The sequence below is a fragment of the Mucilaginibacter sp. genome (assembly GCF_039921305.1).
Lineage (GTDB): Bacteria > Bacteroidota > Bacteroidia > Sphingobacteriales > Sphingobacteriaceae > Mucilaginibacter.
Genome location: NZ_JBDSCA010000009.1, coordinates 26418 through 39320, shown reverse-complemented (window position 1 = coordinate 39320; position 12903 = coordinate 26418). Strand labels below are relative to the sequence as shown.

The 12903-nt window shown below is 43.1% G+C and carries 6 protein-coding genes; 1 reads left to right on the top strand and 5 read right to left on the bottom strand.

From position 1 onward, the window contains the following. Nucleotides 1-1235, top strand: a 1235-nt coding sequence (locus ABIN91_RS01360) for an alpha-L-fucosidase (protein ID WP_348047650.1), incomplete at its 5' end; no start/stop codon positions are given. Between the two features lie 321 nt (nucleotides 1236-1556). Here ABIN91_RS01360 and ABIN91_RS01355 read toward each other — a convergent pair. From ABIN91_RS01355 to ABIN91_RS01335, 5 genes are all read right to left on the bottom strand, one after another. Next, nucleotides 1557-3230 (bottom strand): TIM-barrel domain-containing protein, encoded by a 1674-nt coding sequence (locus ABIN91_RS01355; RefSeq protein WP_348047648.1) that lies wholly within the window; start codon nucleotides 3228-3230, stop codon nucleotides 1557-1559. A 23-nt stretch (nucleotides 3231-3253) separates the two neighbouring features. After that, nucleotides 3254-3787 (bottom strand): hypothetical protein, encoded by a 534-nt coding sequence (locus ABIN91_RS01350; protein WP_348047646.1) that lies wholly within the window; start codon nucleotides 3785-3787, stop codon nucleotides 3254-3256. Between the two features lie 381 nt (nucleotides 3788-4168). After that, the gene (locus ABIN91_RS01345) at nucleotides 4169-5980 is read right to left on the bottom strand and encodes a RagB/SusD family nutrient uptake outer membrane protein (RefSeq protein ID WP_348047644.1); all 1812 of its coding nucleotides are present in this window, start codon (nucleotides 5978-5980) and stop codon (nucleotides 4169-4171) included. Nucleotides 5981-5991: 11 nt separating this feature from the next. Continuing rightward, nucleotides 5992-9309, bottom strand: a complete 3318-nt coding sequence (locus tag ABIN91_RS01340) for a TonB-dependent receptor (RefSeq protein ID WP_348047642.1) — start codon at nucleotides 9307-9309, stop codon at nucleotides 5992-5994. Nucleotides 9310-10028: 719 nt separating this feature from the next. Then, entirely contained in the window at nucleotides 10029-12836 is a 2808-nt protein-coding gene (locus ABIN91_RS01335; RefSeq protein WP_348047640.1) for a carboxypeptidase-like regulatory domain-containing protein, read from the bottom strand. Nucleotides 12837-12903 lie beyond the last annotated feature (67 nt).

Sequence of the window (12903 nt, the reverse complement as noted above, 5' to 3'; positions counted from 1 at the left end):
TAAAGGGTGCAGGGCAAGGCGTATCGGGTCCGGGGTCAAATCTTCCGCCCGAAAAGATGCAATGGTGGGAAGATCAGAAATTTGGAATGTTCATCCATTGGGGCTTATATGCGATCCCGGCTACAGGTGAGTGGACTATGTTCAACCAGAAGATACCGGCCGAAGAATACGCTAAACTAGCTGATCAGTTTGATCCGAAGCATTTCAGTGCTGCGGAATGGGCTAAAGTAGCGAAGGAAGCCGGGATGAAATACATGGTAATGGTTACCCGGCACCATGATGGTTTCGCACTTTGGAACAGCCCGTCAAGTTACCGGCATTTCGACAGCTGGGAAACTGCTGCTCACCGCGATTTCGTAAAAGAGTATACTGATGCCTGCCGTAAGGCGGGCTTACATGTAGGTATTTATTACTCTCCGCTGGATTGGCGCTTTCCCGGTTATTTTGCCCCCAAGGGACATCCCGACAATGCCGCGCTGCTCAAGAAACAAACTTATGGGCAGGTAGAAGAGCTCATGAAAAATTATGGCAAAATAGATATTTTGTGGTATGATGGCGGCTGGCTGGCGCATAAGGGTTCTGATGCTGACGCAGCCTGGTTTTGGGAACCGTTAAAACTTAACGCCATGGTACGCAGCTATAACCCGGATGTGGTCATAAACCCAAGATCGGGAATGGTTGGAGATTTCCAGACCGACGAAGGTGGCGCTGATGTTAAAGGCCCCATTATTCCCTTTCCGTGGGAAAAATGCCTGAACCTGAATGCAACAAGCTGGGGATATAGTAAAAATCAGCGATTAATGCCCCTGAAACGAATTATAGATATGCTTGTCAATACCGTTGACCGCGGAGGGAACATGTTATTAAATGTGGGACCAGACCCGGATGGTGTCATTCCTCCTGCTCATGTTGAGCGCCTGAAAGAAGTCGGGAAATGGTTGGCAGAAAATGGAGAAAGTGTATACCAGACACGTCCCGGACCATTTCAACCTGTTGATGGTTTTTATGGAGCTACGTACAGAGGCAATAATATATATATACACCTGCTGAAAATTCCGGCAGATGCTGACGCGATTATATTACCGCCAACCAAGCAGATTATTACAGCGTGTACGGTCCTCCATGGTAAAAAAGTTGAATTTCATCAGGATACAACGGGAATCACCCTAAATCTGGCTAATGTAGAATTAGATTCACTGGTCACAACCTTGGTGTTAAGATCAAGAGGCAGGTAGCGGCCCGAATATTTCGAATTAAGATAACCCGTACCTCGTCAATGTTGACAACACCAACAAAACGTATCAATAAACTGGACAAACAGGAAAAAGGATATGTCGATGTCGATTTTTTTAACTACACCTTCTCGGGGCCTAAAAAAGCAAAAGAATAGTGTGCATGGTGTGACTTCAAATATCTTAATTAATTTTATTGCGACGAGGACATTAATCGCTTTCCATAAGTTGCTATGACAGTAGCTGAGCCATAATCAAAGTTCAAAGGCTGGTGGCCCTTGAACTTTGATTAGTTTTACAGAATAAACCCGGCACTATTTTAGCCTAAATTTTTACCGAAACGGCTTCTCCTTTATAATTAACGACCTTGTCAACTTTTTTGTTTGATTTTTCTCCCGTATTTTTCATTCTGTTTACCAAAACGATATTAAACTTTCTGTTAGCGAGGGAACCTGTAAAGCCACCTTTCTTTTTAGAGATCGTCAGCGTCCTGGATTCATTATTCCAGTGGAACATGACCTCTGTATATTTTCCGCTCTCATAATTGTAATTGTCGTTCTCATCTTCATATAGCGTAAAATGGGCATCGGCACCCGGATAAATCCTGATCTGCAGATCATCCCATTTTTTCTCTGTTGTATACTGTACTTTAGGTCCCCACGGCACAATAGAACCAGCTTTTACGTATAGCGGGATCATATCTAAAGGTGTTGCCCGGTCAATTGTCTTGCCGCCTGGTATAGGCTCTCCTGTCCAGAAATCATACCAGGTGGCACCTAATGGCAAATATACGGGCCAGCTTTTAGCTCCTTTATCGGTAACAGGAGCCACCAGGAACGAGCGGCCAAACAGATACTCACTGTTGTTCTCAAAACCTTGCTTGTCTGTATTAAATTCTGAGCTTAAAGCCCTGATGAAGCATCCTGAATGGTGTGTTACATTCCAGGCAGTTGAATAAAGATAAGGTAATAAGGTGTAACGCAGGTTAATGAACTTTTCCTGTACATCAAAAGCCTGGTCGCCAGGTTTGCCGAACTGGTATATTTCCCGCGGTATATCAGTGCCGTGTGAACGCATCATCGGGGTAAAGGTCGCAAACTGCATCCAGCGGACATAAAGTTCCTGGAAATCGGGGTTCTTAACGCCGCCGCCCGTTACAAAACTACCGGCGAAGAACCCTCCGATGTCTCCATTCCAATAAGGGAGGCCGGTTAATGAGAAATTCACGGCGGCAGGTATTTGCTTTTTAAGTGTGAGCCAGTTTGAGCCCACATCGCCGCTCCAGGTATTTGAACCGTATCGTTGCTGCCCGGCGAACGCCGAACGGGTTAACAAAATCACACGCTTATCCTGCGACGTTTGACGTTGGTGTTCATACACTCCGCGGGTGTGTTGTAATGGGAAAGCATTCACTACGCTGCGATAACTGCCCAGATATGTAGGCTGATTGAAATCTTCATCTTTCACATTAATATGATCCGGTTCGGTGGAATCCAGCCACCATGCATCAACCCCAAAAGAGAAAATACCCTTATTCAAATAATTCCAATAAATATCCCTTGCCGATGGATTATATACTTCATATGGGCGTGTGTTTGCTTTGGGAGGCCAGGTATCAAAGTTAATGAGCATCTTTCTGGCACTAAACTCCTGATATTGTTTGGTTTTAGGTGCAAAGCCAGGCCATGATACGATGAAAAGATGCGCATTTAAAAGGTGTACACTATCTACCATTTCTTGAGGCTTAGGATAAGTTGAATGATCAAAACTCATGGCGTTCCAGTTATCGTCCTTACCCCAGTATTGCCAGTCTTGCACAATACCGTCAAGCGGTATTTTTAATTCGCGGTATTTTTTAACCACATCAACAAGCTCAAACTGGGTTTTATATCGCTCACGTGATTGGTTAAAACCATATACCCATAAAGGCATCATGGGGGCTTGTCCTGTCAGGTCGCGCATGCAGGCGACTACACCATCTGGATTTTTACCATGCATAAAATAGTAATCTTCACAATTACCTATTTCAGAATCAAAAGAGGTCTCCTGTAAATCATCGTTGAACGTTGTCGGTGAATAACTATCCCAAAACACCCCACGCCTTTCATTGACTGAAAGAATCGGATACAAACTTTCGTGTTAGCTTGTTGGAGATTCAGTTTTTGATTTCGCTGGTTCAGTTTTCCGTTTTGCTGCTGACCCAATCCGTATATCACTTCATCCTGATCCAAGGTAAATGCCTGTCGAACCGAATAGCTGTTTTCGTCGACTCCTTTCTTTGTTGAAAATTGAAATCCACTTTCTTTTTCGGCAAAAAGCGGACTGCCTTTGATCTCTGAAAATGTTACGCTACCGGTTTTTAAATTTAACGCGACAAGTAAATCTTTACTTTTTAAATAAATCGTATTGTTTTCTTCACTGACAGACAGGCCTGTTGTTTCAGGGCTTTTGATCGCCGATAAACTCTTCTTATTTAACGATATCCCGTCTGGTAACCTTATGATTCTTACGATCGTATTAGAATAAAACTGGACCTCGACATTTACTGATTCCATTTTAGCTTTTACGCCAAGCCTTGTTCGTTGAAAATCCTGCGCAAATAATTGGATAGAACAGAAAAAAAGGCGAAAGCGCCGATGAGCTTAGTTTTCATGTTTAGGATATAAGGATTTAAAAATAGCATTATAATTAAACAGAATCGCGATGAACATTCTGTTATTGCACCTCCATATATCTTACCGCTATAGTAGATTCCGCTGATTCATGCACCGGAGGATCATCTGCGGGAATGCCAAATTCGTAAGCCAGTGCATTTTATATCGTATCCCAAAAGCGACTCATACTTAACCAGACCTTTAATACAGGACATGCCGTTCTCATAATTCGTATTAAAAGAAAAAAGTACTGCCACTCGACGTGACAGTACTTAAAAGATATCACTGCCAGCCTGGGTTTTGTACCAGGGCCGGGTTTAAGGTTATTTGTGTTGTAGGTATTGGATACAGATAATTTTTTTCGGCAAATGACCGTGCCGTATTGTCCAGGATCAGCTGACCGTTACCATCGCGGGCATTTGTCGGCGCGGGGGCTAATGCATTGGGCCCATTCTGCGCTTGGGTGCCGGTATACTTAATACCAACAGGCCATGGACTAACAAACGCGGCAGCGTTTCCGTAAGCTGTACCACCAACATTGGTCACCAGGTCTGTAGCTGCACTATGCCAGCGTTTAATATCATCAAACCTAAAGCTTTCATAGTATAGTTCAATAAACCGCTCCCGCCTTATTTCGGTCCTGAGATCTAAACCATTACCAGTTACAAAAGCGTTAGTTAGAGGCGGCATAGTTTTGTTTGCACGCAGGCGTACCAAATTAATGGACTTGTTTAAATCAGCATCAGTGATGGCACCATTGCGTTCGTATACAGCTTCAGCGTAGTTTAACAGTACCTCTGCATACCTGATCACCGGGTAGTCTTCGGATTCTTTAGTATCGGGGCAATTACGTTCGGTCACCCATTTTTGGTTAGTATACCCGCCAATTTGAATAGTTTTTCCCAATGAATTAGCGTTATCGGCTGCATCGTTTAGCCAGGTAACCCGGTAGTTAACGTTACCATACCAGTAATACATATTGTTAACGCGGATATTATACCTTAACCTGTTGTCCCGGTTGATGAATTCAGAACCGTAAGTTTGAAATCCCTGAAATAAGGAGGACTTTTCAATAGGTAAACCATCCTGGCAAAGAAACGCGTTTACAAACTTATGCTGGGGGCCAATTTGCGTGCCCTGGCGGCTGATGTTGATATTAATTGCCTTGCTAATGTCATCATACCGGTATGATAACAGGTACTCATGATTGGCAGTTTTAGTAACCCCGGCCGGATTAGACTTAGGATTTTCCAGGATGAAAAGATATTTTTGAGCGGAATCTCCCAGGATAGTGCTGTTGCCACCTAAAGCATTGGAAGCCGCTGTGCCGAATAAGGCAAACTGGTTACTTGTAATGGCGGCGTTAGAGGCAGCAGCAGATTTATCTAACAGCATATTGATACGTGAATTATCTCCACTTCTGAATTTTAACCAAGTGCCTTCATAAAGTGCAACGCGGCCCAAAAAAGCCTGGGCAGCCGGACGGCTCACGCGTCCAAAATCGGAAGACGAAGCTAAAATAGAAGCAGGAAGATTGGGGATAGCTGCCTCCAGATCGGTAATGACCTGGTCAGCAATCGCATCGCGGGTAGCACGCGGGCCATATAATTCTGGAGATTCCAGATTTAAGGTTGTTGTAACCAATGGTACGCCACCAAATAGTTGAAGCAGGTCAAAATAACAATACGCCCTGAAAAATTTAGCTTCTGCCACAAATTGTGCAATGCCTGCCTGATCGCTATACCCAGTAGCTTTTTCGATAAGGTAATTGCAGTTCCGGATACGCGAATAATTGTTTGTCCAGTTACCATCGCTTGCAACTATGGCATTGGTGCCGGACCCAAAGCTGCCGCCACCGCCAAAAACATCGGCCCGGCCATCATAATGAGCATTATCTGCAAAGGAGTTATTAAAATTGCGCAGGTAACCATAATATTGATTGGCGAAAGTTTTGAAATCATTTGCCGATTTAAAATAGGCAGCCTCAGATAACTGATCCTGCGGTTTAAGGTCAAGCGCCTTATTACAACCCAATAGTCCTGCAATTGCTAGCGTTAACAGGATGTAAAACGATTTGTGATATATCTTTTTCATTGTTAGTCAGATTAAAAAGTAATGTTCGCACCTATAGTAACATACCGGTAAAAAGGATAACGTTCATTTCCAGACGCGGTCCTTGTTGTTTCCGGGTCCCATTGATCACGTACCCCGGTCACTTCCCACAGGTCACTTCCTTCAATATATAACCGTAAACGGCTGATCGCCTTAGTCCGTTGCATTAAACTTTTGGGCAATGTATAGCCGATAACCAAGTTCTTTAAACGAACATAAGCGCCGTTCTCTACAGACCACGTAGATGCCTGGTAATTATATCCGTTGATGCCATTGGTATGTAGGTTCGGGTAATAGGCCGATGTATTCTCTGGTGTCCAGGTGTTATTTACCCATTGTGTGGTTTGGGCCGAGCCCAGTGCTGTGAAAGGAGTACGCGAGTTGTTTACACTGCCAGCTCTGAAAATTGTCCTTTTGCCAACGCCCTGAAAAATGGTGGTAAAATCAAACCCTTTGTATTGTAAACCTAAGGTTAAACCAAAGGTGTAACGCGGAACATCGGTGCCCAGGTAAACCAAATCACCCATATCGGCAGTTGAAGTACCCGTGCTCAGTTTGCCGTCACTGTTTACATCGACAAAATAATTATCACCGGGGCGCAGTCCCGAATTTTGGCCGGGCAAATTGGTAAGCGGCGATGCAACAGGAATGCCAATGTTGTTAATTACCCCTCCAGGGTTATAGTATTTAGTATTATAAGCATCAACTTCAGCCTGATTTTGGAAACGGCCGCCATATTTAAGGCCAAAATATGACCCCAATGGATAGCCTTCTACCGTACCATTATAACCTGCGCCCAGCGCTGGCACACCGTTAAAATACACCAGTTCATTTTGACTATCGGTAATATTACCCGATATGGTGTATCCAAGTTTGCCAATATGATCACGCCAGGTTAACTGCCCTTCCCATCCCCAAGTCTTCAAATCCCCATTGTTAGATTGTGGGGCGCCAATACCTAATACACCGGGATAGGTGATGCTCACCAGCATATTGCGGTTCTGATTACGGAATACCTCGAACGTGCCGTTAAGCTTTCCGTTTAAAATACCAAAATCAAGCCCGATATTTCGTTTAATTACTGTTTCCCATGTACGGTTTAAAGAAACCAGGTTGCCAGTAGTACTGGTTGATGTAGCAATGGTTGAACCTAATAACGTGCCACTGCTACCTACGTTTAACGATTGCAGGTAATCATATAAACCTATACCTCCCTGGCTACCCGAAGTAGCATACGATGCTCTTAGCTTTAATTCGGTAAAAATATTAGTCTTTTTAACAAAACTTTCCTCGCTTAAACGCCAGCCGCCCATTAAACTATAAAAAGGTTTCCAACGGGTTGATGCGATGAATTTAGAAGAGCCATCATAACGACCTGTCGCTTCAAAAAGATATTTGCCTTTAAAGGCGTAAGTTGCCCTTGCAAAATATGAGCCGAGCGCGTAATGGTTACGTGCTTCGTCGTTGGTTACAAAACCGCCAACCGTGCTGGTTAAACCAAGATTTAGCGAAGGGATATCATCACTACCTAAATTATAGGTACGGGTGTTAAACATATTGTATTCATCGCGCTCGTACGAACTGCCGACCATAAAGGAAACATCGTGCAGTTTATCAAACGTATTGCTGTAAGTAATACGGCCGATCAGGTTATAATAAGGATCGTTAATGGTTTGGCGAAAATAGTTTTGACTACCGCCGGTACTACTGCCAGATGGTGCAGTTGTACCTGTAAGATACTTATCATCATAAGAGTACAGCCGCACCGTTTTGGTTTGTATGCTGGCATCCTGCCACCATACATTATATCCGGCAGTACCCGCAAATGTAAGGTGCTTTAAAAAATTATAAGTAAGCGTTGTATTTAACAGGGCGCGTGTATTGTTTTCCAGATTATCGCCACCGTCTCTTAACAAACCTGCCGGACTGGCCACACCACCCCATTGATAAGGTTGACCCGACTGGGTGTACATGGGTAAGCCTACTTGAAAACCACCACTCAGTCCGCTGTAACTGCCCGTGGTATATAAAGTAGGCTGTTGGATATTGTTTTTCTCCAGCGATACATTGGTTTCCAACTGCACTTTATCGCTAAACTTATAAGTATTATTGAAGCGAAGGTTATAGCGCTGACTACCATTGTTGCCTATCCTAAGCTGGCTGCCGTCATTCAGGTAACCTAATGATACCCGGTAGAGGTTCTTATCGGTACCGCCAGAGACGCTTAGATTATGCTGCGACGAAGTAGCGCGGCCCCATAAAAATTGCTGTGTGGAAACATCCAGGAAGCCTAATTCCTTTACATCGAGGAACGCAGGCACCGGCAATCCATTATAGAAGGCACCTGCTGTTATTGCACCGGTGGTATTGCCGGGAATTTGCGAAGCTAAAACAACGGTACCTTTATTAGCTTTTGCAAAAATGGCCATTTGATACCACAAGTCGGTTGCAGGCACAACGCCATAGTTATCGTTTATTTTAGCTTGTGCTAATCCATCTGACCATTGATCGATATTGGTCACTTTATTCTGCAAACCCAGCAGTTTTTCGGAAACAGAAGGATTATACTGCACCAGCATTTTACCGATTTTGCCCTTTTTGGTTGTGATCAATACGACGCCATAAGCAGCTCGGGCCCCATATATAGAAGCCGAACCATCTTTCAGTATCGAAATGTTATCAATATCATCCGGGTTAATAGAATTTAGTTCGTTGTTATTGTTTAATGCGACACCATCAAGGATCACTAGTGGGTCCTGCCCGTTAACTGAAGTAGCTCCGCGGATCTGAAAGTTCCAGTTTTCACGGCCCGGCTGGGCTGAACTCCTGGTAACTACCATACCAGGTACCTGGCCCTGTAAGCTGGCAAGGGGGTTGTTGGTAGGCCCCCGGTCTTCAAACACTTTGGAACTGACAGTGGAAATAGCACCTACCACAGAAGGTTTTTTCTGCGTGCCGTAGGCTACTACTACCACTTCATTCAAACCTGTATTGTCAGCTTTTAACTGTACGGTCATCGGTTTTAAAAAATCAGCTTTGGCGCTGGTTGTTACGTAGCCGATACTTTTAAATGTTAATGAACTGCCGTCGGACACATTTATTTTAAAAACACCATTGATATCCGAAGCCACGCCAGTGGATGTTCCCGTAACAATAACGGTAGCACCAATGACAGGGTCACCTGATTCAGCGTCGACGATTTTCCCGGTAACAGCTTTATTTTGAGCAAATGCTAAATGGCAAGAGAATACCATAAGCAGAACTGCGCAAAGTCGGCCGATCCGGAACTTTTTACTGTGAAAAAAGATCATAATTATTAAATTAAGGTTTACTAAATTGGTTTACTGTTGACTATCATTTTATTTGCTGTTTTAAAATCTCTTCGTGATAGATACTTACCTTGGCCAGATCATGACGGCGTTAAAGGCGCGGAAATTATAGAACTGAGAACTGGCTGGTGTTGGTCACTTCCAATCATGGCGGCCCGGCAGCGAGTGCACCGGCGCAAAATGGCGGTGGTGTTTTTAACTAGCATCTGTTCATTTCTCCCCTCACACAACGCAACAGATCATCCATGCAGAAAATTGAGATAAAAGGTGGGACAGGCGCAGGCTGGAAAAGTCAAATTTCTTCATAGTCAGAATTTGATTAATAAATAATCGGTTGCGACGCGTAGCCAGCAGCAAAATAGCTAACCGGGTACGGACTTCAGTTTAAAATTGTTGGCCAAATATAAAATGGATGATTGCAAAAAAGGGGGGACTAACGCCCCGAATAACGGGGGCAAAAGGACTAGGACAGACCGTTTTGAAGCTTTACATGGAAAAACGAATATCTTGGATGAAATTAAACAAGGATTCTTCGAAACAACTCCCCCAATTAATAAAGGCCTGCAGACCGTAGTGGCTGTTATAAAGCGCCAGCAGCAACATCACCGTCTGTAATTCGCGCTCATCATCGGGAGATCGTTGATTTGCCCGCACAGTCAAACGATCTCCTGTACCACATAAATTCTTTAATCAACAATAAATCACTTTCGTTTATTAACTTTTATTTTAAACAACCGGCTTCCTATGTTTCCTCTCATATCGCTTCCATTCAGAGTAACGGTATAAGTACCCGGAATATCAGCGGCATAAAACGACAAAGCCCCCATTCCGTTTGCTCGGGTGATCATATTAGGCTCCCAATGAATAGTAGAACGAAGATCTGACAAAGCTGAATAGCTATTTTTAACCGTATAACGTGGCCTGTAAAATTGGATAGGTCTTATTACAGGTATTGGTCTGTAACTTGCTATTCCGGGGCGATGAATAATGGACCAGCCCACGCCCGAGTATGTAGTAATTTCTATAACTCCAGGCAGTTCAGTCTCTCTTCTTCCTGTACCTCCATGAAACCCAGCACCAAAATTATTACGTTGGTCATAGGTAAAAGAATATTGCATACTATGCATTACTTCAATACCTTTTAATGATGCTAAGGGATAATTCTCAAACATGTCTTTTAAATATTCATAATCGCCGCCAACACTCTTTCCATCAATAGAAAATGTAATCGGTAAATCATTGACCATAAAGACCGGAGTGTTTGTTGTATCTGTTGGTACAAAACCAAAAGTCAATCCTTTTACCCTTGTTACCAAATACTGGTACACGTTCATTCCGACTGCCGCTTTTATTTCCGCTTCATCAAATACCTGGTCGGCATTACCCGAACCGTTAAGGTTATGAGAGCCTTTAATGGTTTTCTTATCCCTAATTTGAACCTCTTTAAGCACTTTTGATTTACCTGTTGTTCCGTCTTTTATCTTTGTTATCGCTATAAAGTTTTTAGTATAATTGAGTAAGGTTGTATCTGTATTAACATACCAGGGCGACAGTTTTGATAGCGTAGGCTTAAATACAGGTGGTTTAAATTTGTCGACCGCTATACCTACATTAAAGTTCCTCTTTACTTGTAAAAAAAACGAAGCGGTATCTAACAAAGCGAAGTTTTTAAATAAAAAATTGCCCTCATTATCAGTCGTTGCTTCCATCATCAAAAACGGCTTATGCGATAAAAGTGTCACTTTTGTATCCGCCAATGGCTTGTTAAACGCATTTGTAACCTTACCGGTAACTTTCAACTCGCTTTCGGCGGCAAACAATGGCGCTTTTTCTGGCGCAAAAGTATCTTTCCAATCATAGCCTACCCAACCCTGGGTAAGCAACAGATCATCAAGCGCCTGCCATGTTTCATCATTTTGGGGGTCAATGTAAAACCCTGGCTCTTCAACCGTACCTTTTAGGTCAGACGTTAGCAGCAAATGGGTCTCTATGCTGTTATTGTGTAAAGTATCTGCCTTTACCAGTCCATCGGCAGTTACCGAAACTGAAAAACTTCCAGCAATAGGTTTACCGTCTTTATCTTTCACACTAACCTGCAAGGATATGCTATCGCGGGTATTAAAAGTAGTTTTATTGGCAACTATGTTTATAGCTAAATTATCATGATGATCAATATAAACTATTCGTTCGTTAAGTGGTTGCCACGATGCATCCATTAAAGTAATACGTGCAATACCTGATGGGAACAGACTTTTAGCGATCACAGAATTAATTTCCCCATCGTTAAATTGAACCGCTGCGGCATAACAAATAACCCCACGCGACTGACCAATAATATAATATTTGGAGTTTGATTCGCTTATTCCGGATGTTACCTGTATATTGATTCCGATCGAATCGTTTTTAAACAAGTTGGTTATTTTTAAAACCGTTCCGGCTGCTTTAACATCTGGCAAGTGATATACTTTCTCGTCACCATCCGGCGAATAAAGTTTCGCGGTATACGATTCGCCCTTTACGGGAAGTAAGGTAAAAGCCCCCATACCCTTGTGTAAAGATTTAAATGTGGCAACTTGCTGTTGTTTACTATCATATATTTTTCCCATTACATCAACCCCGATGCCATCGCTTCCTATAGCTTTAAACGCTACGGTAACCAGTATGCCACTAACCATGTTCCCGCCCTCGGGCATAAACTGCAGGTCAATATCTTTTGGTTGGCTTATTTTTAATGGAATAGTGAGTTGCCTGCTATCTTCACCTTTGCGCAGATCCTTAGCTAATAAGGTAATTCCATACTTATTAGTGTTTTGCGGCAAAGCAAAACCGATGTTTAAAAGCCCGTCGAGCGAGGTTTCTAACTTCTCCTTATATATGGATTTTCGTCCTTTTAGCACCTGTAACTCCATCTCGCGCAGCGGTATCGGGCGTTGGTCCTCTCCCCAAAACTTCAATGCTACCTTTGCGTTATTACTGCCATCGAGCTTAATTTGAGATTTAACGAGCCAGCTCTGATCATTAGCGTTGCTTACATAAAAATGTTTCTCAAAAACGTAATCCGCACCAAAATTTCGCATCCAGTTTGTATATGCCCGCAGTATATACCCACCTTCAGGAAAACTCTTTTCGGTTAACGCTATATCTCCCCAGCTCAGTCCGGCAGCCATGGGGAGCGAGATGCGTTTAAGTACCGCATGGCTATCCTCGCTCTCAACCTCAACATATAACAAACTGCTTTTTTTTGAAGAAGAAAGAAAAGACGCGTCGAAAAGATAAGCCTTAAACCAAATGGTATCGCCAACGGCATAGTATGGTTTATCAAGTTGCAAATAAACTTTCTCAATGGGCATTCTGGCCTGATACTCATCCATTGATGCTACCAGCCTGTTTATGCCACCGGAAATAGGTTTGTTTTGCGCGCAAACACTGAAACTGATCAAGAATAAAGCCCAATAAATGATGGATTTAAACCTGTTGACCGTTTGGCGGAAAACCTTTTTAATTAACATGAGGTAGATGCTAGGTAAGATGATTAAATTATTTTGATAAGCGATCATGTAGCGGCGTTGCAACATT

Bases quoted from the DNA above. Each gene is read 5' to 3' on its own strand.
- ABIN91_RS01350 (WP_348047646.1), bottom strand. From the start codon at position 3,787: ATGGAATCAGTAAATGTCGAGGTCCAGTTTTATTCTAATACGATCGTA.
- ABIN91_RS01355 (WP_348047648.1), bottom strand. From the start codon at position 3,230: ATGCATGGTAAAAATCCAGATGGTGTAGTCGCCTGCATGCGCGACCTG.
- ABIN91_RS01335 (WP_348047640.1), bottom strand. From the start codon at position 12,836: ATGTTAATTAAAAAGGTTTTCCGCCAAACGGTCAACAGGTTTAAATCC.
- ABIN91_RS01340 (WP_348047642.1), bottom strand. From the start codon at position 9,309: ATGATCTTTTTTCACAGTAAAAAGTTCCGGATCGGCCGACTTTGCGCA.
- ABIN91_RS01345 (WP_348047644.1), bottom strand. From the start codon at position 5,980: ATGAAAAAGATATATCACAAATCGTTTTACATCCTGTTAACGCTAGCA.